General features: G+C 40.8%; 23 protein-coding genes. 16 read left to right on the top strand and 7 right to left on the bottom strand.

Annotation, left to right across the window (positions count from 1 at the left end):
* Positions 1-220: 220 nt before the first annotated feature.
* From ORI89_RS08325 to ORI89_RS08290, 8 genes are all read left to right on the top strand, one after another.
* Positions 221-796 carry a DUF3575 domain-containing protein gene (locus ORI89_RS08325; RefSeq protein WP_268230001.1) on the top strand — a complete coding sequence of 192 codons (576 nt, stop codon included), beginning with the start codon at positions 221-223 and terminating at the stop codon, positions 794-796.
* Between the two features lie 23 nt (positions 797-819).
* A complete protein-coding gene (locus ORI89_RS08320; protein WP_268230000.1) occupies positions 820-1,641 on the top strand; it encodes a hypothetical protein in 822 nt (273 codons plus the stop codon).
* Between the two features lie 100 nt (positions 1,642-1,741).
* A complete protein-coding gene (locus ORI89_RS08315) occupies positions 1,742-2,668 on the top strand; it encodes a fimbrillin family protein (protein ID WP_268229999.1) in 927 nt (308 codons plus the stop codon).
* Between the two features lie 42 nt (positions 2,669-2,710).
* Positions 2,711-4,384, top strand: a complete 1,674-nt coding sequence (locus tag ORI89_RS08310) for a fimbrillin family protein (protein ID WP_268229998.1) — start codon at positions 2,711-2,713, stop codon at positions 4,382-4,384.
* 32 nt (positions 4,385-4,416) lie between these two features.
* Positions 4,417-6,132: an SUMF1/EgtB/PvdO family nonheme iron enzyme gene (locus ORI89_RS08305; RefSeq protein WP_268229997.1), complete on the top strand. Its 1,716-nt coding sequence runs from the start codon at positions 4,417-4,419 to the stop codon at positions 6,130-6,132.
* A gap of 309 nt (positions 6,133-6,441) precedes the next feature.
* Complete coding sequence (locus ORI89_RS08300) at positions 6,442-7,377, top strand: hypothetical protein (RefSeq protein ID WP_268229996.1); 936 nt, start codon at positions 6,442-6,444, stop codon at positions 7,375-7,377.
* A 284-nt stretch (positions 7,378-7,661) separates the two neighbouring features.
* Positions 7,662-8,417 carry a hypothetical protein gene (locus ORI89_RS08295; RefSeq protein ID WP_268229995.1) on the top strand — a complete coding sequence of 252 codons (756 nt, stop codon included), beginning with the start codon at positions 7,662-7,664 and terminating at the stop codon, positions 8,415-8,417.
* Positions 8,407-8,712 (top strand): hypothetical protein, encoded by a 306-nt coding sequence (locus ORI89_RS08290; protein WP_268229994.1) that lies wholly within the window; start codon positions 8,407-8,409, stop codon positions 8,710-8,712. Before ORI89_RS08295 ends, ORI89_RS08290 begins: the two co-directional genes overlap by 11 nt.
* A 201-nt stretch (positions 8,713-8,913) precedes the next feature.
* On the opposite strand, the gene ORI89_RS08285 is transcribed toward ORI89_RS08290, so the two are convergent.
* On the bottom strand, positions 8,914-9,276 hold the full coding sequence (locus ORI89_RS08285; RefSeq protein ID WP_268229993.1) for a helix-turn-helix domain-containing protein: 363 nt from the start codon (positions 9,274-9,276) through the stop codon (positions 8,914-8,916).
* Positions 9,277-9,879: 603 nt separating this feature from the next.
* On the opposite strand from ORI89_RS08285, the gene ORI89_RS08280 reads away from it, so the two are divergent.
* From ORI89_RS08280 to ORI89_RS08265, 4 genes are read left to right on the top strand one after another with little or no spacing between them, the layout of a single operon-like run.
* Positions 9,880-10,716, top strand: a complete 837-nt coding sequence (locus ORI89_RS08280; protein ID WP_268229992.1) for a TlpA family protein disulfide reductase — start codon at positions 9,880-9,882, stop codon at positions 10,714-10,716.
* Positions 10,713-12,479, top strand: a complete 1,767-nt coding sequence (locus ORI89_RS08275; protein WP_268229991.1) for a TonB-dependent receptor plug domain-containing protein — start codon at positions 10,713-10,715, stop codon at positions 12,477-12,479. The genes ORI89_RS08280 and ORI89_RS08275 overlap by 4 nt, the downstream gene beginning before the upstream one ends.
* A complete protein-coding gene (locus ORI89_RS08270; protein ID WP_268229990.1) occupies positions 12,398-13,060 on the top strand; it encodes a hypothetical protein in 663 nt (220 codons plus the stop codon). The genes ORI89_RS08275 and ORI89_RS08270 overlap by 82 nt, the downstream gene beginning before the upstream one ends.
* Positions 13,061-13,070: 10 nt before the next feature.
* The gene (locus ORI89_RS08265; RefSeq protein WP_268229989.1) at positions 13,071-14,450 is read left to right on the top strand and encodes a RagB/SusD family nutrient uptake outer membrane protein; all 1,380 of its coding nucleotides are present in this window, start codon (positions 13,071-13,073) and stop codon (positions 14,448-14,450) included.
* 37 nt (positions 14,451-14,487) lie between these two features.
* Here the strand turns inward: ORI89_RS08265 and ORI89_RS08260 are convergent, their stop codons facing one another.
* Both ORI89_RS08260 and ORI89_RS08255 read right to left on the bottom strand, forming a co-directional pair.
* Positions 14,488-14,901: a hypothetical protein gene (locus ORI89_RS08260; RefSeq protein WP_268229988.1), complete on the bottom strand. Its 414-nt coding sequence runs from the start codon at positions 14,899-14,901 to the stop codon at positions 14,488-14,490.
* A 140-nt stretch (positions 14,902-15,041) separates the two neighbouring features.
* Positions 15,042-15,359 (bottom strand): helix-turn-helix transcriptional regulator, encoded by a 318-nt coding sequence (locus ORI89_RS08255; RefSeq protein WP_268229987.1) that lies wholly within the window; start codon positions 15,357-15,359, stop codon positions 15,042-15,044.
* A 461-nt stretch (positions 15,360-15,820) separates the two neighbouring features.
* Here ORI89_RS08255 and ORI89_RS08250 point away from each other — a divergent pair, with 461 nt between their 5' ends.
* The 4 genes from ORI89_RS08250 to ORI89_RS08235 all read left to right on the top strand — a co-directional run bounded on the left by ORI89_RS08250 (position 15,821) and on the right by ORI89_RS08235 (position 17,272).
* Positions 15,821-16,360, top strand: coding sequence for a hypothetical protein (locus ORI89_RS08250; RefSeq protein ID WP_268229986.1), 540 nt, complete (start codon positions 15,821-15,823; stop codon positions 16,358-16,360).
* A gap of 51 nt (positions 16,361-16,411) precedes the next feature.
* Entirely contained in the window at positions 16,412-16,816 is a 405-nt protein-coding gene (locus ORI89_RS08245; protein WP_268229985.1) for a DUF5675 family protein, read from the top strand.
* 119 nt (positions 16,817-16,935) lie between these two features.
* Positions 16,936-17,112 (top strand): hypothetical protein, encoded by a 177-nt coding sequence (locus tag ORI89_RS08240; protein ID WP_268229984.1) that lies wholly within the window; start codon positions 16,936-16,938, stop codon positions 17,110-17,112.
* Complete coding sequence (locus tag ORI89_RS08235) at positions 17,099-17,272, top strand: hypothetical protein (protein WP_268228893.1); 174 nt, start codon at positions 17,099-17,101, stop codon at positions 17,270-17,272. Before ORI89_RS08240 ends, ORI89_RS08235 begins: the two co-directional genes overlap by 14 nt.
* A 369-nt stretch (positions 17,273-17,641) precedes the next feature.
* Here the strand turns inward: ORI89_RS08235 and ORI89_RS08230 are convergent, their stop codons facing one another.
* From ORI89_RS08230 to ORI89_RS08215, 4 genes are all read right to left on the bottom strand, one after another.
* Entirely contained in the window at positions 17,642-19,585 is a 1,944-nt protein-coding gene (locus ORI89_RS08230) for a SusD/RagB family nutrient-binding outer membrane lipoprotein (RefSeq protein ID WP_268229983.1), read from the bottom strand.
* A 91-nt stretch (positions 19,586-19,676) separates the two neighbouring features.
* Complete coding sequence (locus ORI89_RS08225) at positions 19,677-22,811, bottom strand: SusC/RagA family TonB-linked outer membrane protein (protein WP_268229982.1); 3,135 nt, start codon at positions 22,809-22,811, stop codon at positions 19,677-19,679.
* 32 nt (positions 22,812-22,843) lie between these two features.
* Positions 22,844-24,001: an ROK family protein gene (locus ORI89_RS08220; protein WP_268229981.1), complete on the bottom strand. Its 1,158-nt coding sequence runs from the start codon at positions 23,999-24,001 to the stop codon at positions 22,844-22,846.
* Between the two features lie 398 nt (positions 24,002-24,399).
* Positions 24,400-25,590, bottom strand: coding sequence for a multidrug effflux MFS transporter (locus tag ORI89_RS08215; protein ID WP_268229980.1), 1,191 nt, complete (start codon positions 25,588-25,590; stop codon positions 24,400-24,402).
* Positions 25,591-25,611 lie beyond the last annotated feature (21 nt).

The raw sequence follows: 25,611 nt of genomic DNA, 5'->3' as shown, positions 1-25,611 counted from the left end.
GGTTTATTTTTTTAATAGGGGGTAAGTTTCAAATATTGTGAAAAACTACTGTCAAAGCTATTTTAGCATCGTTACAAACGCTATCATTTTACGGCGTTTGAGTTTGTCTAAACACTTTTTTTAAGAATGTCCCCCCCTTGTCCACCCCCAAAATTCGTTTCCGCTATTAAAATCAATTAGGTTTGTTTCCTATGTTATTATTTTAAAACAAGTATTGCGGATGTTTAAATCATATATTTTTTTTCTATTACTATTCTTTTCTATAAAGGGATATGCTCAAGAAAGTGTGCCGGCCGAGCCTGATCATTTCTCGCCTGGTAGTCTTTCAGTCCGCAGCAATCTGCCTACCTGGTTGCTGGCAGTTCCCAGCTTAGGGCTGTCTTACAAAAGCACGGATCGCTTCGAGTTTATCGTTGACGGGGCCTATTCCCACTGGAATTTTAAACGTAAAGGGATGGCCAACTACCACAATTTTTGGAATATCTCTCCACAGATAAGAACATATATTAACCATCAATATAGTACATACATCGGTTTGCAATATAGCATGGGCGAATATAATATGTCTAGGGAGCAAGGACGCTATGTAGGTGGTGGCTTGGCTATAGGCAAGCAATACTTTGCAGGTAAAAATCTTTTAATAGATATTGGCCTTACGCTAGGCTACCTGAAAATCTCCAAGCGCGAGTCTTACCAGCAGGAAAACGGTGATTTTTACCGCATATACAGCAAAGAAAATGCTAACTATTGGGGGCCTACCGCCCTTTCGATAAGGTTTTCTAGAAAAATAAACTAACGATTAAGATGCTATTCAAAAAAATGAAAAAATATGATGCTTTAATCCTGATGTTATTAAGCCTAACATTCGTTGGTTGTTCGCGTATTGAGTTGGTCGACAAAGCAGATATCAGTTTAATAACCGACTGGTCTTCTCGGGGCGAAAATGTTCCTATTCCCAACGAGCGTGTCTTACATATAGCAGGGCAGACCTTGACGTTTCAAAACGATACCACCCGTTTGCCTGCACTTTTGCCGGGCCAATATGATATATTGGTGCATAGCTCCAGTCCCTTTCTTCAAGTCAAGCAAGGGGTAGTTACAGCTGTGCTTGATCAGGGCAAATTCCCCCTCCATTTGGATTGGTTTTTCTCTCGTTTCGATTCCATCACTTATGAAAATGATGCCGTACAATTTATAACCGCTCAAATGCAGCAGCAGGTTCGGCAGCTAGACCTGGTTTTAGAACCTATGGGCAGCAGTGCGTCGCAGATCGAAAAAATTCAGGTAGCGCTTACAGGTCTTACTACGGGGTGGGATTTGAAACATAATAAGCCGTTAGCAAGCAGCACAGAAGTTCCTTTAAGCTTTATTAAGCAACCCAATGGCACCTGGATGGCAAGTATACGCTTATTAGGAGTCGTGGGGGCTTCCCAGCTTATTCAAGGGGATATCAGTTTCAAAAAAGGCACCCCCCTGCCGCTAAGTGTAAGGGCTGATCTAAGTGCCGAGTTAAAAGATTTTAACAGTAATAAACATTTGCCTTTACGCTTGAAAGCAGCTATAGAAACACCCACTGAGGCAGGCTTTACGGCAATCATTAATGATTGGGTGGAGGTAAATGAAAGCGGGACAGCGCAGTAAAAAGAAAAATCCTCTCGGGGAGTGTGTTATGACAAAGCTTGAAGCGACCTGTCGATCAACAGAAAAACAAACTATTTAGTTATAAAAAATCGTGAAAAAGATGAAACAAACAGCAATTATGAATAGAAGATGGTTAGGTTCCTTAGCCGCACTTTGTCTTTTGGCCTGCTCCTGTGCAAAGGACAGTACTACAGAGGAAGATCTGACGCTTAAATTTAAGGGGAAAATCGCCAATTTACAAGCCACTACCAACACCGGTGGAGGTTTGTCTACAACATGGTCTAATCTAGATGACATAGGTATCTTTATGGTCGATCATAATACGACAAATATTACCGAACAGCACGAGAATAGGCAATATAGCTATGATGGCACCGCTTTTAGCCCTGTCGCTGGCCATGAAATATATTATCCTGTTTCGGACACCAAAGTCGATTTTCTGGCTTATTATCCTTATACAAATGATGCCAGCTTAGAATCTGCATTTCCAATTGACGTTTCCAAGCAACACAACCTTGCCGCTATCGATGTGCTTTGGGCAAAGTCCAATAACTCTAATGCTGGCTTTAGCAAAACTACGGGGCTTGATGTTCCTTTAGTATTCGATCATAAATTAGCAAAGCTCGTTATCGGTACAGTTGCTGGGGAAGGCCTAGATTCTGAAGATCTCTCTTGGAAAAAAATGGCCGTACAAATAGCGGGGATGTACACTAAAAATAATCTTGATCTAACCACTGGCCAGCTTGGGCAATCTTCTGCTCCAGCGGTTATCGTTCCTTTTGTTCAGCAAGAGGGCCGTAAATACGAGGCTATTATACTACCAGCCGACTTTACCAGTGCTGGTGCTGTTAGTTTCAATTTTACTATTGGTACAGACACCTACGTTTGGAAAAGCGGAGCTAACGAAAGTTTTGAGGCGGGCAAACAGTATAACTACAGCATTACCATCAACAAAACAGAGGTTACCTTAGATAAGATTACCATTCAAGATTGGACGACCGTCAGTAGAACCGGTATCGCTAATTAAAGCAAAGCTTAAAAAAATAGTAAACAGCGAAATTAAATACCTATGAAATATCCATCTAGCACCGACTTTTTAAACAGGCCTATTCTTTATAGCTTGTTTGCTTTGTTGCTCTTGCTTATTTGGGGCTGTAAGCAAGAAGACGATTATCAGCGTCTAGCGTCCGGCACTAAGCTTTCATTGAGCTCTGTGGGCAAAGGCGGCTTACAGGCAAATGTAGGGCAGTCCTCGGGCGCCTCGCGCTCCTTCGGACTATTTATGACCATCAGTGGGGTGCCTAATGCCAACAATATACTCGAGAGCAACCACGAGTATACATATACCGCTACTGGTATCAATCCGGTAGCTAACCCTATTTATTACCCGCCGTCGGGCGATGTCAGTCTGCTTGCTTATGCGCCCTACAAGAGTGGGCTAGCAGGTCATATACTGCCCCTTGATATCAGCGATCAGAGCGACCTTTCTAAAATCGATTTTTTATACAGCAATAATAACGCTGCAGTCAATAAAACCAGTGGTGCAGTCAATCTTACTTTTAAGCATAAGCTTTCGAAAATAAAATTTTTATTGCAAGCCGGGCAAGGCATTTCTGCACAAGAACTGGCGCAAGTCCAGGTCAACCTTAAAGGGTTTCACACCCGGTCCGACTTCGACCTGCTTACTGGTTCTTTTTCTGCGCATACTGTGGTTAAGGATCTATTTGTAGGCCATGCACGTGAGGCTATTCTGTTACCTTCCCAGCCGGATGCTATGGCTGGGCGTATATTGGAGTTTAAGCTTGGCGGGCTAACCTGGAGTTACAATCTGTCAAACACCGATACTTTCCAGCCTGGGCAGGAGTACCAATATGCGATTACGTTTCAACCTAAAAAAATTAAGGTAGAACGTTTGGCCATCAAGACATGGGGTGATGGAGGTGTTGCGACAGGAACCAAGCCTAGTGATATTGAGTTTGTGCAGATTCCTCCGGGCACCTTTCAAATGGGGAGTCCTGAAGGTGATATATGGGGTAAAGCCAAAGAAAGGCCCCAGCACTGGGTACGTATCGACAAAAGCTTCCTGATGAGTAAAAACCTAATCACTCAGCAACAATATGCTGATTTTCTTAATGATACAGAGACTTCTCTTGGTGGTTTTTTGAAATCATATATCATGGTGGTATTGGATGGAAAGAAAGTGCAGGCTGTGGCTAATGGATATCATAAATTGTTCGATCTTCAGGATGGAAGGTGGGCGCCGCCTGATAGTACAGAGAATTATCCTATGAGGGCGATTACTTTTTTTGGAGCGTTAGCCTACGCTAAGTGGGCAGGTGGTACTTTGCCTACCGAAAGACAGTGGGAGTACGCCTGTCGTGCAGGTACCACTACACGTTGGTCTTTTGGCGATGATCTTAGCGAAATGGATAAGTATGTTGTGACTACAGGTTACAACAACGATGTGGGCACTAAGTTACCTAACGCCTGGGGGCTTCACGATATGCATGCGATGGTGACTGAATATTGTTTTTCGGCCGGAGATTATCCTACTGAATCTACATCAGAGACTTCGCCAATTGTTGGTATTGGGCCAGGCGATGGGGAAACAACAGAAAGTGTGCGGCGCAGTGGTCCCTCTGCACCTAATTCCGCACATCCATCTGCTGCTCGTGTTGGCTCTGATAGTGTAAGTTCGACAGGTGTTACCGATCAATATGGCTTTCGAATAGTAATTAACTAAGCATAATAAGAGCTTAAATCAGTAATACGAAAATGAATATTTTTAAAAATTTAATACGCACTCTTAGCATTATGTTTATGCTTTTATCTCTTTTTTCCTGTACAAAAGATATAGAAGTGGTTGAAAAAACGCAGGGGAATATCAGCTTCAAAATAGCCATCAATCAGGAGAAACGTTTATCTTCAACTCAAAAACTGGCTACAAGTAGCGGCAAGGGGCTAAAGGATGGGGCAGTAGCTATAGTGCCACCTGTTTTAGCGAGCGATTTTACGAGTAGCTTTAGTGCGGGGGATACTGTTGGTTTATTTATCGTCCCTGCCGGAGAAGCCTTATCCAGCAGTAACGCTACTTATCGTAATGTACAGATCATCTTCGATGGGCAGGGCTGGTCTGGCAATGTTAATTGGCCGGCAGAAGGTGGGCTATATGATTTTTATGCCTATTATCCTTACAGCAGTGCTGCAGCGGGCGGCAATTCCAAGTTTGAAGTACAGAGCGATCAAAGCACCTGGGCCAACTTCCAGAAGAGCGATCTGATGGTTGCTAAAAGTTTGGCTGTAGCTAAAGGTAGCACCGTTCCGTTAAATTTTAGCCACCTGATGAGCATGGTCCAAGTGAATGTTGGTGCTAACGCAGGGAAGTCACAAAACCCAGATAAAGACATGGTTGTTAGTTTAGCCGGTATCAAGAGTCGTGCAAGCTATAGTCTGAATGATCAGGCTGCTACCGGTACAGAGTCCTACCTGTCCAATATAAAAATGTACAGGGTCGAGCAAGCCGGCGATGCCAACTACAATACAACATTTACTTATCGTGCGCTGCTTCCTGCGCAAGATCTTTCGGCAAAATCGAATAGGCTTGTTTTTAGCCAAGGGAACCAAACCTTTGTGCGTGCCCAGGATACGAAGCTTACACTAACTACCGGCACTGCGCACCATATCACACAGCCGGCTCTTGATGGTTTGTGGCAGGCAGTCTGGGTCGAGCCCGGCATCTTTCAAATGGGGAGCCCTGAAAGTGATGTAAATGCGCTAAAAAATGAAAAACCACAGCACTGGGTGCGGCTTACTAAAGGTTTTTATATGAGTAAATATGCAGTTACAGTAGAGGAGTATGCACAGTTTTTAAATGCAGTTTCGGCTCAGCCTGATGCTTATAAGTTTGTTTATTTACCTTTCAGTGGGGAGCGCATAACTCTTTTACAACCTGTTGGAAATGGTGGCTATCCCTTTTTCAACTACACGGATGGAAAATGGCAAGTCAAGAATGAGCATATAGACATGCCTGTCACCATCATAAATTTTAAGGCAGCAAAGGCTTATGCCCATTGGGCCGGGGGAGAGCTCCCCACCGAGGCGCAGTGGGAGTATGCCTGTCGAGCTGGTACAACGACCGTCTGGTCTTTTGGTAAGGATCCAAACGACCTTAATTCTTATGTCTGGTATGGTTTAACAGGTTCGTATAGCAAAAAGGTAGGGCTGTTAGCTGCTAATCCTTGGGGTCTGTATGATATGCACGGAAACGTAGCAGAGTATTGTCTGCCTAATGGAAACTATCCATCACAAAGCAATACGCCCCAAACAGCGATTGTCGATCCGGTAGAAGAAAATGCTGGGCATACGCTTAGAGGCGGCTCATTTAAGAGCACTAGTTCGTTAACTCGTTCTGCTGTCAGGGATCAACACGCTCCTACAAGTGCTGGCAATATTACCACATATAATGGCTTCCGTATCATAAAGTACAGGTAGCTTTAACGATAGCTATAGAGGTAGATATTACCCAACAGTTAAGCTATTCGATAAGATTGAAAAGCACTTAGGACTTAATCCTAGGTGCTTTTTTCTTTCTTACTTTCTGCAGAAAATACTAGATCTGTCGATATAGCGTTTGTCATTGCTATCGCTCCTATTCCCTCTTACTTTTTAGCTTCTTTTGGTTTCTTTCTCCCTCGTCCATTTCCACTAGAATAAGTAGTGGTTTAAAAATAAAAGCTAAAATAATTAGCTTTTTAGCTGTTTGTTTACTATCTTTACTTAGTAACCATTTGATAAACAGTTATGAGTGTGAATGTGCGATTAAAGCCTCCTAAGAAGAGTGATGAGCTTCTTAAGGCTATTTTTGAAGAGAACTTTCCAGATTTTCTACGATTTATGTATGAAGGTGCAGATGATATCTTTGATCTGGATCGTGGACTAACCTTTATGGATAAAGAACTGCTGGAGATTACACCCGAGCGTGGCCGCAAGAAGGGTAAGCGTATAGCCGATCTTTTAGTTAAGGTGTTTCTGAAAGACGGTACCGAGAAATGGATATTGTTACACACGGAAATCGAGGGGAGTAATAATGGCAACTTCGCTCAGCGAGTTTTTCAGTACTACTATCGGCTTTTCGATCGGTACGGGGTCCCTGTGGAGACTATCGCTGTATTTACAGGCGAGTGCAAACAATCGCGCCCCGACCAATATAGCTATGAGGGATATCGTACGCGTGTTTATTTCCATTATCTAAGCTACCAGATCTTTGATCATCACGAAGACGAACTACTTGGCATGGACAATATTTTTGCCTATATTGTATTTTTTTGCCAGAAAGCTTTGCAAGAAAATAAGATTCCTGAAGAGGAACTGTCGGAGCAACGCAGTACGATAGCGCGTGCGCTAATCGAGATCAATAAATATAGTAAAGATCTTATAATGAGCTTTTTAGTGTTTTTAAAAAACTTTCTTTTTATACGAGATAAGGATTTAAATAGTAATTTTGATCAATACATTTATCAAGTGACAGGAGGCACAATCGAAATGGGTGTAATAGAAACAATCAAAAAACAGGAAAGAGAAAAAGGAATTAAGACTGGCATAAGGACCGGTATTGAGAAGGGTAAAATTGAAGGCAAAATCGAGTTACTTAAAGAATTAGGTTATTCGATAGTTGACGTATGCAAGAAACTTAGCTTAACAGAAGAACAGGTTAAGCCTTACTTTACAGAAGCATAAATAGATTCTTCATAGCATTTTTTATATTAATAAAGCACTTAGAATTTAATCCTAGGTGCTTTTTTATGCCTCCAGCTCTTTATCGAGGGCAGTGCCAAGCCTATGATAGGCCGTTCGCCGTTGTCACCGCTCATATTCCCTCTTACTTTTTAGCTTCCTTTGTTTTTTTTTCCCGTCGCCCATTTCCACTAGAATAAGTAGTGCTTTAAAAATGAAAGCTAAAATAATTAGCTTTACAGCTATTTGTTTACTATCTTTGCTTAGTAACCATTTGATAAACAGTTATGAGTAAAAGAGTAAGGCGGGTCGATGATCTTCTTTGGAAATCTATATTGGAGCAGACCTTTACCCATTTTTTGCATTTTATGTTTCCGAATGCGGATACTGAGTTTGATCTGAGCAAACCTTTCGATTATCTAGATAAGGAATTTGAAACGCTATTCCCTCCGCAGGCCAATGGGGCTGGGGTACGCTTTGTTGACAAGCTTGTTAAGGTTCACCTTAAACATGGTGGTGAGCAATATGTGCTTTGTCATATTGAGGTGCAGAGTAGCAAGGGAAAGGGCGATCTAGCTGAGCGTATGTTTCAATACTACTATAAGATATACGATCGATATAAGGTGCCAGTTACAGCAATCGCTATTCTTGCAGATAGTAATAAGAGCTATCGTCCCAAGGTGTATATACGTGAGTTTATGTCTACCAAGATTCGGTACGATTTCAATAGCTATAAAATCTTGGATCAGGACGAGGCCGATCTTCGCGGCAATAGCAATCCATTTTCGGTAGTCGTATTAACGGCTTTACTGGCTATATTACATAAAAACATAACAGACGAGCAGCTTAAAGACATCAAGCACGATCTTTATGATGAGATGATGAAGCGTAAGATGGAAAAGAAGACGCGACAGGGTTTGTACGATTTTTTAACATATTATGTTAATTTTGATAACCAACAGGTTTTGAGTATGTTTCCTCTAAATAATAGTTTTATAGGAGGAGGAGAGCTAAAAAACCATTTTATGAGATGTGTTTTTTAGGTTTGAATCAGAAATAGAAGACAAAATAGGAAGGAGTATTAGTATGGGCACTCGAGAATATTTATTAGATAAGGCAAAAAAGGAAGGGATCCAAGTCGGAATCCAAGCCGGAATCCAGACTGGAATAGAAAAAGGAATTAAGACTGGAATAGAAAAAGGAATTAAGACTGGAATGGAAAAGGGTAAGAAAGAAGAAGCCATTGCCATAGCTTTAGAGTTTAAGAAAATGGGTCTACCTATTGCAGATATTGCTAAGGGCACAGGCCTTTCTATAGAAGAGGTAGAAAACCTCTAGATAATAAATGTTATATTTATAAGCCGTCCTGAAGTAAATTGGGGACGGCTTTTTTTATGTTGTTTCGCTGTCTTCCTCTTGTTTCAGTCGGAGTACTTATTGAGACCTCTGATATTTTGATAATCCATGTATAACAAGGATTATAGTGGTATTATAAGGGTGTTTCTTTTAGCTCTCCTCTATAGAGTAGCATGAACTTGGTTAGTCTTTTCTTTGTGTATATAAATCACGAATTCTAGATCCCATATTGGTATAGTATGCTCTTTTTTTATCTGTGAGTTTGGTTTCTAATTGTAAGCAATCATTCAAAATCTGCAAAAGTGTTTTTTCCGATGGTAATAAAAATAAAGAACAAAAATCGAGTCCCAACGTTTGACTTACTTTGTATATATTTTCCCAGCTACTAACGTGTTCTGCTCTTTCAATTCGGCCGACAGCTGTATTGTCTGCATCGCAAAGATTGCCTAGTTCAAGCTGAGAATGATTTGCTTCTAGCCTCGCAAGTTTAATAGTTAAGCCTAGAGAAATATTAATGATCTCCAATTCAATTTTTGAGTACCCCATATTCATATCCCAAAAATTGGGAAGAAGAAATTATTTATTCGATACAAATATGTACTACTTGATGATGTTTACTATATTTGTTAATAAAGTCTATTTCTACGGGGAGATAGACTGGCATTTGACTAAAAGAGTCTCGACTACGAATTCCGACTTTCAATTGGACGAGGCGATAGTTTAATGCCCATGCAGATATTTTGTATATATTTGATATACCTATAGCGCATGGGCCCTATCGTTTTATTCGTTCCAACGCCGTCGGAAGCTAGTAGTGCGAAGGGTAGGGCTTGCTATAGCTTCTCTAGCTTACGAGACTCACTGAATATAAAGTGAGTTATGAAAAAACAGTTATTACAAAACATTTTTTGCCCGCCAGAGTAGCTTTGGTATAGTTTGGTAGACTATTATCTTAAAAAGGGTGTTCCAATTATAAACCGGTGTCATTCTAATAATTCCCATACGCAGGAACTTCCTTTATTTAAGAATCAATTATTTTTTTAACCGTGTGGCTAAGTCTAAGGGTTGAGTTTGGCTGGATATTGATCGATCATATTTCCCAACCTCACTTCTATTAGTACACACGTAATCAATTTAAAATCTTGAAAAATGAAACATTTTTACGAGGGTGGCAGTGCTTTGCCTGATGTGGAGCAACGGCGAACCTTTAGAATACAAAGAAAATTAAAGACTTTTCTAAATAGCTTTCAATGTTTGTTGCTGTCTCTCAGCGCGATTTATTATCAGTTTAGTTGTAATGTTCAGAAGTCCCGCGCCAGCGGGACAACTGGCTGTGATTTGGGAAGAGATAATAGGGAAAGAGGATTTATAAAAGAGAGACTGCTTCGTATTGTTCACAGTGAGAGTAGAAGATCAGCTGGGGTGCTATTAACGATATTTTGTGTGCTGTTTAGTTTCGCTTCCGTCGTGGAAGCACAGGCTCAGGAGCCCCGCAATGGCGGGGCGACGGGCTCTAAAGTTTCTGAAATTTCAATTGGACATAAGGTTCCTGAAGAGTTTTGGACAAAAGAACATCTTTTTTATATAAATGGAGATACGGTGCGTAAAACTTTAGAAGAGCATAAAGGAAAGATGATAGTCTTAGACTTTTATTCGTCAGGTTGTGCAGTTTGTTTGGTTCATCAAAAAGATATTAAAACGTATACAGACAAGTATAAGGATGATCTGGTTGTTATAATGGTAAATAGCGTAAAAACACGAGACAACTACTACAGTTTGGACTCGCTTTATCATAAAGGTTACTTTGATAAATTTCAAATATATGATTTTGAGAGTATTATAGAAGATGATTATCTCATGCAATTTTTTCCATATAGTTCATATCCACATTATGTATGGATAACCTATCAAGGTAGGTTGCAGCTTAGAACTTACCGTAACCTGCTAGACCCGAATTATGTTGCACCTTTTATTATGAGCAAATGAGAAAGTTCGTATTATTTGTCATGCTGCATATTTGTTGCTGTAATTTCCTTTTCGCTCAAAACTTGGTTTCAGGTGTAGTGACTGATAGTTTAAATCGGCCTGTTTCTGGTGTAAAGATTAGTTATAAAATTGAAGATAAAACTGTTTATACAGATGTAAAAGGTCGATTTGAATTTTTTGTCGAAAGCTCTAAAGGCTATTTGTTGTTCGAGCACATGGGCTATGTCAAAAAGGAGATGTCCTTTGCTGGAAAATTGCAAGATCTTCATGTTGTGATGCACGCGTTAATAAATGAGATCGATCTTGTCGAGGTCGTTAGCACAGGATATCAAGTCATAGCAAAAGAAAGGGCTACAGGTAGTTTTGAACAGTTGGGCACCGAAATTTTAGAGCAAAGAGTATCATCCAATATTTTAGATAAGTTAGAGGGGCATGTGCCCGGCCTTCAGTACGATAATCGTAAAGGTAAAGCCGAAATCAATATTCGTGGTATTAATACGTTATCAGATGGTCTTCGTGGGCCCCTAATAGTTGTTGACAACTTTCCTTATGAGGGCGAAATTGAAGACATTAACCCAAATGATGTTGAGTCTGTTACCTTTCTCAAGGATGCTGCCGCAAGCTCAATATGGGGTTCGCGTGCTGGTAATGGCGTCATCGTTATTAACCTTAAAAAACCAGCAGATAAGCTGCAGGTTGGTTTCGTAAGCAATTATACCCTGCGTGAAAAAAGCCGGATCAAAGACATGCCTTATTTGAATTCATCGGATTTTATAGATGTAGAGCAAATGCTTTTCGAAGAGGGGTTTTACAACTCGGCATACAATAGTGCAAATTCGAGGCTCAATATTTTCTCGCCAGTAGTAGATATGCTTTTTAAACAGCAAAATGGCTTGTTAAGTCAAGAGGACGTGGAAAAAAAGATAGTAGATTTTAGAAAAATTGATTTTCGGGATGAGCTCTTAAAATATATCTATCAAAATGAAAGTTTGCAACAACATAATGTAAGTATCTCTAATGGTACAGCATATTCCAAGTATAGGATGTCCGTGTCCTATAATGGAGGGCGCGGGCAAAGGGTGGGCTCATCTACTGATAATTTATCTTTAAACCTCCAGCATATTTTGAAACCCAGTGACAAACTTGAGGTTTCTACCCGCTTTGGGCTTATAAATACAGAGGGAAAGTCTTATCGTAATTTAATTGATCATAATTACTCTCCGGGTGGGGGGAAGTCAAATCTTTATCCTTATGCTGCATTACGCGATGATATGGGTAGCAACCTAACGATACCGGCCCATTACAACACAAATTTTGTAGATACAGTGGGGCAGGGGCGGTTGTTGGATTGGCATTATGCACCGCTAGATGATGTAGGGCATAATTTAGCACATAACAGTAGGCAACAAATTGAGGCGCAGCTTAATTTAGAATATTCACCCCTAAGCTGGTTGAAAATAGCTGCTCTGTATAATTATCAGACCTATCGTAATGAAGCAGAAGCGCTGAATAAAGAGTCTTCATTTTATACGCGCAGTTTGATCAATCAGTTCACACAAATTGATGGAGATAATATAAAATATATCGTGCCATTGGGCGGTATCAATACCCGGAGCTATGGCTTAATGAACAGCCATAAAATTAGGGGTAGCAAGGAACCAGCGCCCGAGCAAATATATATGTGGCGAATGCGGGGAGAAACTTTCAGATTGCAGAAGGAAAACAGCTTTATCCTGTTTTTGCACTTCCATTCGAAGGGTTAGATCCTGAAAATGGTAGTCCTTTGGGAAGGTTAGATGGGGAGGTATCGACCAATTATTTGCAAATGAACAGAGATTCTTTGCATAATGTAACGTATTACGGAACTGGGCTCCCGCCTTACCACGGTTCTTTTAGGCAGGCCCTTTCATGGAATCGATTGGAACTGTCTTTTTTGATCAGTTTTAAGTTTGGTCATTACTTTCAGAAACCGACTATTCTTTACGGCGATTTGTTCAACGCATGGGGAGGGCATAAAGATTTTGAAAAAAGGTGGCAAAATCCAGGAGATGAGCTGCACACTACCGTGCCCTCTTTAATATATCCTGCAAATAGTGCAAGGGACAGCTTTTACGCTTACTCAGAGGCTAATATCGAAAAGGGAGATTTAATACGTTTGCAGGATATAAATATAACGTATAGACTTGAACCTAAGGTGGGAAGTAAAAATATTAATCTTTCGATCTACGCAGCTGTTAATAATGTGGGTTTGTTATGGACAGCAAATAAAGCAGGTATAGACCCCGACTATAATAATATGTCTCCATCTCGGAGGTTTAGCTTGGGGGTAAACTGTAGTTTTTAATTGTAAAATTATGAGAAATAATAAATGTATTTTTTTGCTAAAATATGGGTTCATCATCATGTTATCAATCTGTTTTTTCTCTTGCTCTGATTTTTTAGACAAAAAAGGGAGTAGTGTATTGGCTGTGCCAGAAACTGTAAAAGATTTAAGGGCAATGTTGGATCATGAAACGGAAATTAATAGATACTATCCTGCCTTAGCAGAAATGGGAAGTGACGATTACTATATACCCTACACTACTTTGGTTAGCAGGCCTCAATCTGAACAGCTCATTTACTCTTGGCAACGAGAGGAGGAAAGAATTGATATGTCTAGTTGGGGCTTGCCTTATCGAGTTATTATGATTTCGAATATGGTTTTGGAAGCATTAGAAAGGGGTGTTGAGGGACCTGCATCCGAGAAAAAGATACTTGAAGGCGAAGCGTATTTTGTCAGGGCTTTGGCCTACTGGTACCTTGCGCAGGTGTTTTGCTTGCCCTATGATGAAAGAACAAGTCATAAAGATCTAGGTTTGCCACTAAGAGTCAGCTCAGATATGAACGAAACTTATGATAGATCTTCAGTCGAAGAGGCTTATAGGTTAATTGTAGACGGAATGAAAAAAGCTATCGAACAATTGCCTGAAAACACGGTTTATAAGACGCAGCCTACTAAAACGGCAGCATATGGGGCGTTAGCACGGGTGTTTTTATCTATGGAGAAGTACGATGAGGCGAATCAAATGGCAGCTGAAGCGTTAAAAAGATATGACAAGCTGCTCGATTATAACTTAGTAAATGTGTCAGCAAAATTGCCTTTCGAAATTTTTCATGAAGAGGTTGTTTATTATGGGGCAACCTCTAATGGGTTACTCTTGTCGGAATCGCGAGCACGTATTCCTGCAGGATTATTTGATTTGTACGATGAAAATGATTTACGAAAACAGATCTTCTTTAATAGTAATAATATAAATGACATTATTTTTAAAGGCTACTATGCAGGAAAAGCAGGAAGCTTTTTTGCAGGTATTGCCACGGACGAGTTGTATCTGATACGGGCAGAGTGTGAAGTGCGTTTAGGAGAGCTAAACACAGGGCTATCATTGTTAAATAGGCTGATCGAAACGAGGTGGAAGAAAGGGATGTTTGTTCCCTATCGAGCTAGTAATGAGGAGGAAGCACTGGTTGTGGTCTTGAAAGAGAGAAGGAAGCAGTTGATAAAAAGAGGGTTAAGGTGGCCCGACTTGAGAAGACTGAATAAAGATCCTCGTTTTGCACAGACTCTAGTGAGAGAAATAGATACTGGGAGTGAGGTTCAAAGGTTTCAGCTTGAACCCAATGCTGTACAATATGTTTATCCGATTCCATACCCGGTTTTGGAGTTGTATAAATATGAGCAAAACCCTATTTAAAGGACAATGGAGCGCATATTATATGCGCTCCATAAGTCTACTTTGAACGAAACTCTTTGACCGTATCGTTTGTTTGCGGTATAGCGTTAGGGTCATTAAGCTCATCTTGAGCTTCAAGAATTTGCGTAGCAACAGTCTCACCAGGCTTTCCAGATATAGGATGGGTCATGTCTGGTAATGTGCCATTCCTAGGTGCTGAGATTTGACAAATGACCTCCACGTCTTCATTGCATAAAGGTGCTTGGTTAGGATCGTCTGTATAATTACTGGGATCTGTAGGGTCATCGCTCTCTCCCCCTGTAAAATACCAAGTTTCCAAAACGACTGTTTTTGCAGTTTCCTTTACTGCTTTTTCTTTGTTCATCACGCTTGTATTAGCAATCAGCCCGATTGCTAAGAAAGCAAAGATTAAAGTGAAGAGTGATGCCTTCACTGATTTGATAGTTCTCATAACATCTGTTATAAAGTAAGTTTTTTTAATCTTCACCGTGAAGATTATACACCAAAATTACATACAATCTATGCCCACGTGTTAGCCTCAAAACGACTTTCGACTTGACATTTTCCGACTTTATAACTTTTAGCCAGCTCTTATAGTTTTAAAGACAATAGGTATTGGCTGGGCGATAGGCCGTGTGCAGCTTTAAAAGCCCTGCTGAAAGACGATAGGTCGCTGTAGCCCAGGCGGTGAGCAATATCTTTTATAGCTATTTTTTGCTCTAGCAGCTCTAACGCACGTTCTTGCTTAACCCTGTTAATATACTCCAATAGTGTGCTGCCTTGCAATGAGCGGTATCTTCGGGCTAAATAGTCTTTGTCAATACAAAATTGCTCGGCAATAGTGCCGATGGGAGGTACGGGTTGGTCGTTTTTTATACATCGGCGAATATAGGACAACCCTAGCTCCACCCAGGGATAAGCCTAGCTCCACCCAGGGATAAGCCTAGCTCCACCCAGGGATAAGCCTAGCTCCACCCAAGGACAACCCTAGCTCCTCCCAACAAGTAGCCTTCCTATGCGCCTTCTATGCACAGGAATCACCCAAGCTCTTATACAGGGATGAGTCTAGGTGTACCCAGCAATGAGTCTGCAAATTAAAAGTACCTCTCCTGATATTGACGCTAGATAAGAAATTCTTTTTTTATTCATATTCCTTCATAATCGTTCGTAAGCATTCGTAAACGTCCGTAGGGGGGCTGTAGCCATTGTTTTGTTATTTTTTGTTCAAACCTTTGTTGTGTAAGCCAGTCGGAAGGCGCCCCGAAAGAGGACTTACGTAAACAGAATTATAAACAATATTAAATTTAAAAAAAATGGCAAAATCAGTAGACAATGTCGTTATGCAGGGAACCTCTGGCAAAATCGGTAAAATGCTTGTGTTCCGCCAAAAGGGTGATCAGACAATCATTGCAAGAACGGCAAAGAAAAGACCCGACGGCAAGCCCTATACCAAAGATCAGCTCGCCGTGCAAGATAGATTTCTTGACGCTTCGCTCTATGCTAAAAAATCCATTAGAGACGATGTCTTAAAAGCACGCTATAAAGCAAAGGCAAATGTAAACCAGACAGCCTATAACGTGGCTTTTAAAGATTATTTCAATCCTCCACAGATTCGACGATTGCGAGATCAGGGTTATACAGGGCTCGTTGGGCAAGAAATTACCTTCCTCGTTAAAGATATATTGCAGGTCACGCAGATCACATTGGAGATCGTCGACGATAGTGATACCGTGATCGAGTCGGGGCTGGCAATCGATAAAGATGGAGATGGGTTGGACTGGAAATACACCACCACAGTAGAAAATCCCGATTATGAAAGCACCATGTATCGATTCACCTTAATCGATACGCCAGGAAACATCACGATTGTTATTGTTCGTTATGGCGAAGATAAATCGACTTCAACGTAGAGAATAAGTAGCTAAAAGGCCTTCGGGCCTTTAGCTTAAAAAAACAAAAAATTGAAAAATCAAGCAACTCTTTTTCTCCGGCGGACTTACGGAGAAGGGGGAACCAATGGAACTATCAGTTATCAAGGGCAAAAGATTTGTCACACCATCGAGCTGCCATGGCGCAATAATATGCGCAGGCTAAGTTGTATCTCTACAGGGAGATACAAGCTGATGGAGCGTACTTACCCCAAGCATGGCGTGCAGATCGGCATACCCCATGTATTGCAGCGGGAGGCTATTCTTATACACGCAGCAAACGATGCGCTGAAAGAGCTCTTGGGCTGTATTGCTCCTGTGACAACACTGACAGGGGAGGGCAAAGGCACAGAAAGCCGAAAAGCCCTGGCCGAGCTCAAAGCCTTGGTGTATAGCCTGTGGGATAGCGGACAGGAAGTGTTTTTACACATTCAGTAGCCTTTCAGGTCGGTTTAGCACCGCAAGCTGATGAGCGGCCGGCGAGGTTTGTAAAAAGCCAGCCGCTCATTATTAAGCAAAACGTTCAGTTTATAAACAACAGATTAAAAATTAAGAAAATGAATAAAATTATCAGAAAAATGCGCGAAGCGGTGCAGGTTGTGCTGCTGGCGCCTATAAAATTGCCTATTAAAATAATGCAAGCGGCACGCTATGTGGCTTTGGCGCTCGGGGTGCTCGAAGCCGTCACCGATAATACCACTAAAGGAAAGGAGCAGGGCGATGAACACGAATAATCAGGTGATGTCGGGCACGCTGGGCGGCAGCCTATGTTCGATATGGGCAAACTTTGCTTTGGGCGATGTGCTGCACACTTTGCTTATGGCAGTGATGGGCACAGTAGTGTCTTACCTCCTCAGCGAACAGCTCCATAAACGTAAAAAGCAGGATGAATAAAGGGTTGAATAGGGGAGGTGAATAGGCATTTTGAGCTAAAAAAGAAAGGTTTTCAAACGGGGAGAATGAAAACCTTTGCTAACCAATTATAAACCTAAATTATGATACCACAAATATAAGTGTAATTTGTACACTAAGCAAATGTTTTTGAAAGTTTAAAAAAAATATATACGATTTGGTCACATAGTCTCTCTACGGGCAAATGTAAATGGATAAAGTACTGCTGTGAGAGGAAGTCGTGCTGATGCAGAATCTTTAAATAGGAGTATAAAAATACGATTATGCTAATAGATGAGAACTGCTCATAAAAAAGTCGCCTCACGAATATGGTGAGGCGGCTTGCTGTATAAAAAAAAATAAATTTAAGAGTTACTTTTTTGCCCACCAAAGAGGTGTTAGCACATTGTCGTTGCCGCCAAGAAGGCTTACAGCTTGGTTATATCCCTTCTGATCTGCACTTTCGAAATTGGATGGATACTTAATTCGTTGAGGGAAGAAACTGACCTGATTCGTCATGTAGTTACTGCTCGAAATATCCGGCATGTTTGTAAGCGGATTCTCAACCGCTGGGTTTTCGAAGAAAGGTAACCCCAAGCGTCTGTGGTCGCTCCAAGTTTCGAGTGGAAGCCAAGGCGTATTGGCAATAAATTTCTGTGTAATGATTTTAGTTAATAAATCATTCTTCACTTTCCCGCCTTTATAAATTGTGTTGTCTGGATATTTGACACTGACAGTACCTGCAGTACCGGTGTAGCCATCAACATAATCCATGGTGTAAGTCGAAGAAGGTTCTGCCGTATGTGTGAATTTCACGGAGGTACCTGCACGGTTGTAATCTTGAGAGTTAAGGTACGCCGATAAATATTGCGAGACGCCTAAATGCTCGAAATTAGCTTTGATGCCATTTTCGTAGGCAGCCTGAGCACTCGTGCCTACATTCCAGCCACGTACAGCTCCTTCAGCCAATAAAAAATACGTTTCCCAGTCGGCAAAGAATATTCTTTTATTGTCGCTCGATCTATATTCGTGTGCTAAAGCAGGTATTTTACCGACACCTGCTTTGGATCGGATCGGGTTTGTTGTGCCTTTAGCTCCAAAATCACCATTTGCCATTGTGCTCCAGGTAAATTTCGTATCCAATTTTACTTCTTTATTGCTAGCACCATTTTTAGCCAATGTTACCTCTGTAATTGTAGGGGTCGTTTCGTTGGAAGGGAAGTTTGACCAAATGGTTTTTCCTTTTTTGTTTGTACGTTTAAAATCGCCCGGTATGTAGAACGTTTCATAAGCCCGCGGGTCTATACTGTGTGGCAAACCATCAAAAAAGAAACCTGCGGAAGGGTCGTTCGTTTTGACCGAATAGTGGTCTAAAAAGCGACGCCCCATATAATTAGCTGGTTTGATAGCGCTGTGTAAAGAATCAGGAAGCTGATCTTTGGATTTGATACCCCCTAAGCCCAAGTACAGATTGTTTAAGGTAGCGGATAGCTGTTGTTCGTTCCACTCGCGGCTCATAACACCGGATAGGTCGTCCCATCCAGATTTTTCAGCTACTTTGAAGGTATGGTCGGCTGTCGTGATTAATTTTCCTTTTGCAGCATCTTCAAATTCGGTTTGTGCTGTGCCCGGGTCAACCTCAGCAATACGCATGGCTAAGCGCAGGCGCATAGAGTTGCCGTAGCGCACCCACTTCTCCCAATTGTAGGAGTACGCAGGGTCTAACTTTTCTAACTTATCGGTGCGTGCAACCGATTCATCGATTTTAGAAACAGCATCTTTAAGTTCGGCTAAAAGAAAATGATAAACTTCTTCGGTTGTATTGAATTTAGGGTTAACACCCTGAAATGCATCTATGGGAATAGGCCCGAATATATCGGATAATTCGCTCATTAAGTAGGCTCTCCAGATACGTGAAACCTGAATAAGATTATTATTATAAACTTTGGCAGTGCCGTTAGCCGCTTTTTCTTCTGCAATTTGTATAGCCGTATTAACATGGTTTAGCCAGCTCGAAGAGGACGACCAATAGGCGTTTGTCCAATCGGAATTGTATGAACCTACATTTAATGCGAAGTCATTGACGTAATACAAGTGTTGATGTCCGGCTGTTTTCCAGTATAAAACAAAAGAACGCTCGGCTACATCAGGATTCTGTTGGGCACCGATAATAGAATTGTTTAAGAAATATTCAACCTGAACCTGCTCGCTGCTCGCTGCGTTAGGGTCGGTATTGATATCTTCAAATTTCGAACAAGCCGATATTGAAGCTGCCAAAGCAAGGGCTATAGTGAATTTTGATAATTTATTTTTCATATGTGTATAATCTTTTTAATAGCGATATGGAATAATCATGCATCTTTGGGTTGAAGGAAACATGGGTATTGCATAATACTAAGAATCAATTTTAAAAGCCTAACGAAATATTTAAAAAGTAAGAACGGGAAGTAGGTACTGCTAAATATTCAAAGCCAACGGCATTTGTGCTAATAGCAAATACAGACTCTGGGTCTATACCATTTGCATGGCTTTTGATCATCCAAACGTTGTTGGCGGATAAAGAAAATCTTGCATTTTTAACAACAGACTTGCCAAGCACAGATTTTGGTAGAGAATAGCTGAATTGTATATTTCTTAAACGGATATTTGTAGCATCATAAATATTCTGCTCGGTGATACCTAAGTTGCCACTCTCTGTAGTAACCTGATTCCAATATTGCTGATGTGTGACTTTTTGAGTGTTCTCGGTATAGCCACCCTTTCCATCGCTAACGACTCCGCTGACAATGAAGTCTTCGCGTTCGCCATTAACAACAGTTTCAGAGGATAGCCCTGCTTTTTGTAAGGCTAGATTCGTGCCTGCAAAAAATTCACCGCCTAGACGGGCATCAATTAAGAAAGAAAGACCGAAATTTTTGTAAGCAAAGGAGTTCGTTATACCCAGAAGTGCAGCAGCACTTTGATTGCCTAAGTAAAAATCTGTTTTACCATCTTTGTCTCGCGCTGCGGTAGGAAGGCCATTGCCATTTAAGATCATTTGACCGTAATGTTTACTTTCTTTGTCTTCAACCCTGTTAAATTTACTACCGTAAATAGCACCGTATTTTTGGCCCGTGTATGCTTGTACTTTAACATTGTCGAAACCACCTAGCGGGGTGTAGTATACTTCTTCTTCAGGGAGAAGCTTGATGATTTCGTTGATGTTCCTAGAAAAGTTTACATTCATATCCCACATGAATTTATCTGGGTTCTTAAGAATGTTGGCGCCTAGCATAATCTCAAAACCTTTGTTCTGTATGTCTCCCGCATTAGCCATAAAGCTTTGATAGCCTGAAAGACTGTTCAGAGGGATCTCGATCAATTGATTAGTAGCATTAGACTTGTAGTAAGCAAAATCTACATTTAGACGATTGAATAAACGAACGTCAAAACCTACTTCAAAAGATTTTAAAAGTTCGCTGACAACCTGCGGGTTGTATTTTATTTTCCCTTTACTACCCACCGTGTTGCCGTTAGGGTCTTTGTTTATGTTATAAACATTGTAGAGTTTATAAGGAGCTAGACTATTTCCGGTTTCGGCGTAAGAAGCACGCACTTTAGCAAAATTTAACCAAGATGGGTTTTCGCCACCTGTTTTATTGATCATATCTGTAATGACTAAAGAGGTGCTGACAGAAGGATAGAAAAAAGATCTGTTTTCTTTAATTAAAGTCGAAGACCAATCGTTACGTGCAGTTAAGTTAATAAACCAAAAATTGTCGTAATTGATCTCACCCGTAGCAAATAATGAATTGATTTGTTGGTTTCTAAAGCTCTCGGTAATAGATGGATTGCCGACTGCGTTCCCTAAACTGAATAGGTTAGGTACTTCCAGTTCGCCAGTACCTGCACTGATGGATTTGAATTTTTGTTTCATGATCTGGCCAAACACAGAGGCTGATGCACTCCACTTTCCGATTAAATTATCCTTGCGGGCATTAACACTGGCTATAAAGTTATTTTCATAAAAATTGTCGATACCTGTGCCGTAATTGTTTTGCATGGATGATCCCGTGTACGTACGGTCATCGAATTTTGTGGTGTAAAGATCCGACCCGGCTCTTACATCAGCATCCAACCAGTCGTTAAATTGATATTTAACACTGGCATTTAGTAAAAAACGGTCTCTGGCATCATGGTTAAGTCTGTTATGAGTAGCCCAATAAGGGTTAACACCGTTACCCGGGGTATACCAGGTCTGGTTTACGCCCAGTTCATTCATACCTGCTTTAAAATCGGTAATGTCGACCGTGCGAGGTAGTAGTAGCACTGTTGAGTAGTAGTTGCCAGCATTAGCACCACCTACAGCACGATTGTGGGCTGTATTGTTCATGTATTGAACTTTAACGTCGGTTGACCATCTATTATCTTTACCAAATTTAGAAGAAGCCTTAGTGATAAGGTTAAGTCTATCAAGTTTTACACCAGGAGTTTTGCTGTCGTCGTGTAAATAGGTCGCAGAAGTATAGATGTTAGTATGCTCGCCAACCAGCTGCTGGAACGCAACGTGATGCGTTGTGTTAACACCCGTTTTGAAAAAATTGTCGATATTGTTGTATGTTCTTAACGGTCTACTGGTTTTGTCCCAGGCCTCTACCGATTGACCGGTGATTTTCTCTCCCCAGCTATTGGCAGAAGTAGCCGAATATTTACCATCGCTACCTTGTGAAAATTCATTTTGTAATTTAGGAGTGATGAAAAGATTTTCTAAACCTATAGTAGCCGAGTAGGTAATACCCGCCCCATCTTGTTTTTTGCCCGATTTGGTTGTTATTAGAATAACGCCATTAGAAGCTCTCGAGCCATAGAGAGCAGAAGCTGCTCCGCCTTTGAGTACAGACATATTCTCGATATCTTCAGGATTTAAATCGCCTAAACCGCTTCCCATGTCGGGAGTAGGGTTCCAGAAGTCATTATTGGCTGCACCAGAAAAGTTTTCCATAGGAACACCGTCAACAACAATTAAAGGCTGATTATCTCCAGTAATGGAAGTGAAACCACGGAGTACAATTTTTGAGGATGAAGCCGGTCCGTTGGATCCTTTAATAACCTGAAGACCCGATACCTTGCCCGTAAGGGCATTTGCTAAGTTGTTTTCGCGAGCCTCTACTAGATCCGTGTTCTTAACTTCCTGAAAAGAGTATCCCAGTGATTTTTTCTCTCTTTTAATACCCATAGCTGTGACAACAACTTCACCTAGGCTTTCGTTCTCACTTTCCAATGTGACATTTAGTGTATTAGACTGACCGACTAAAACTTCTTGGGCGGTATAGCCGATAATGGAAAAACGAAGTGTCTGGCCAGCAGAAGTTTCTATACTATAACGACCTTGAAGGTCTGATTGAGTAGCTTTAGAGCTGCCTTTGATGGTAACTGTGACACCCGGCAGAGTGCCGTTAGCGTCAGAGATAATCCCTGTTACAGTTTGCTGCGCAAAGAGCATCTGTACACTAAAGACCAGCGTCAGTAGAATGCAGCATGTTCTTGAGTAAATTGTGATCATGTTTTAAAGATTATAGTTTGTTATGTTAAAAATTAGTTCCAATTGTATTTATCGATTACAGAGCACATAGAGCCTAATAATTGAATGTCGTGAGGCAATTGTGATATTTTTATTTCGGTTTGGGCTGCAAGTCGGGGAATAGCAAATTCATGTACAGCAGACTGAATCTGCGGAAAAATAATGTCGCCCAACTCAGAGCCCCTGCCGCTGATAATGATTTTTTCAGGGTTTAGAATGTGAATTAAAGTAGCGATACCTTTACCTAGCATATAAGCCGATTTATTGATTGCGTTTATGGCCAATGGGTCGCCTCGAAAGGCGGCTTTGATGAGTGCATTGCCAGTATGGAGAATTTCTTTGTTCACTTCGGTGCTCAAGATAGAGCTTTCACCTTCTTGAATCTTATTTTCAACATAGTCAATGGCAGTAATTAATGAAGCCTCGACTTCGAGACAGCCTCGTTTGCCGCAAGAACATAGTTTGTTGAATTGAGATAATGGGATATGGCTAAATTCGCCCGCAAAACCATTATGACCTTTGAAAAGTTTGTTCTCGACAATAATGCCAAGACCTACACCCCAATTGAAGTTAATGATGAGTGCATTAGGAGTGTTACGGGCTGCCCCAAACGTACTTTCGGCTATAGCGATGGCACTAGAATCATTTTCGATAAAAATGGGTATGTCAAATATCTTTTTTAAACTGGCAGGCAGGTTATATAAGGGATCGTCTATTCGGAACGAATCGTTAATTTGTAAATGTGAATCTACAAAACCGGGAATAGTAATACCGATAGCTCCTATACGGGATTTGTCGCAGTCCGGATGATCAAGTATATTTTGTATAGCATTTATTATGCTTTGGAATGCTTCAGGACTATTAAGGCGATTGTCACGCATAATTGGTGGGATAACCGCAGTGTTATTGATATCAAATAGAGCTGTGTGTATACTATATTGATCTATAGCAACAGCTATAAAATGAGGATTGTATTTAGCGTTGAGTTTAAATTGTATAGCACGCCTTCCTCCTGTAGATGGTGCATAGCCTTCCTCGTTGAGCACTTTACTAGTCACAAGTTCTTGGATTGCACGTGTTACACTAGGTATGCTTTTCCCAATATTGCGGGCTAAGTCCGCAATAGATTGCGTACCTCCAAGATAGAAAGATTTGACGATTGCTTGTTTCAATGCTGTTGGAACTTAAGATTATAATTAATATTAAAGAAAGCGTAAAGATATGGTGATAATTTCTTAACATCAAAATACTTATTAAAATTTTTAAAAAGAATTTGTGCTTTTATAATGGAAAATGCCTTGTAGCTCTTTAGAACGAGAACTTCATGTACAAAAAGAGAGAATATAGTAGCTGTAGAATTGTAACAATTAAACAGAATGTGAAAAGAGGGCTTTGTTTTATAGTAACCTAAGCTAGGGTTATTAAATGATGACTTAGAATTAAATTCAAAAAAGAAAGGTTTTCAAACGGGGAGAATGAAAACCTTTGCTAACCAATTATAAACCTAAATTATGATGCTACAAATATAAGTGTAATTTATACACTAAGCAAGTGTTCTTTAGAAAATATTTTAATCAACAGATTTGCTGGCAAAAATATGGACAAACAAAGACAAGATTGCCGCACCGGCCATAACAAATAGCATAGGGTATAAGCTGCCGTTATGAAAGAAACTGACAAGTCCTGAAGTAAGTGCTCCGATAGCCATTTGTATACAGCCCAGTAAGGCAGAAGCGCTTCCCGCTAGTGCTTTGAAAGGTGATAAAGCCATGGCTGATGTATTGGGGAAAATAAAACCGTGTCCCAGCAGGTAGCCGAATACTAAGGCTAGTAGTACAGGTAGCGTTAACGTATCAGTGAGCAGGCAGATGATCATCATAACACCAATTAAAGCTTGCCACATATTGGCAATACGGCTGATCTGGGGACTGCTCCATTTTTTTAATAACGCACGGTTGACTTGTGTAGCAACGACCATAGCAGAGGCTACAAAAGCAAAAGCCAGACCATATTGGCTTTGACTTAGGCCAAAATATTGCTGCATAACAAAGGAAGAGCCCGCTAGGTAGGCATACAAACCCGACGATGCCACCGAGCCCACAAGACAATAGGTTAAAAACTTACGGTTGGTGAATACCTCCCAGAAATTTGCTAAAATAGCATGTGGTTTGAGCGACATCTTCCGATTGCCGGGATACGATTCGGGGAGGAAAAAAAACGTGACTATTAAAATTGCGGATCCGATAACGAATAAGGATACAAAAATATAATGCCAGTCCAAGTGGTTGAGTAAGAAGGCTCCTGCGCTAGGTGCCAAGATAGGTGAAATAGCAATAATGAGCATTAATAAGCTAAATACGCGGGCAGCTTCACGAGGCTCATAGTAATCTTGAATCATAGCCCGGGCAGCGACCATGCCTGCACAACTACCAAGTGCCTGGAGAAATCGATAGGCAATCATATGCTCGATATCCTGAGTGAGTATACATAAAAAAGTAGCGGCAATATAAATAAGAAGGCCCGCCAGTAACGGTTTTTTTCGACCATATTTGTCAAGCAGTGGACCATATATTAATTGCCCTACGGCGATTCCGATGAAATAGCTTGTTAAAGTAAGCTGCACTTTGTCCATGCTGGTGTTGAAGTCATCAGCTACCGTTTGAAAGGCAGGCAGGTACATGTCTATAGTAAAAGGGCCTATAGCAGAAAGAAGCCCTAAAATGATGAGTATAACTCTTCTATTTGTTGTTGTTTTTATCATGTATATTTTTGTGGAGAATCT

Source organism: Sphingobacterium sp. UT-1RO-CII-1 (assembly GCF_026711005.1).
GTDB lineage: Bacteria > Bacteroidota > Bacteroidia > Sphingobacteriales > Sphingobacteriaceae > Sphingobacterium.
The sequence above is the reverse complement of the archived record's forward strand: the minus strand, read 5'-3'. Positions and strand labels throughout refer to the sequence as shown.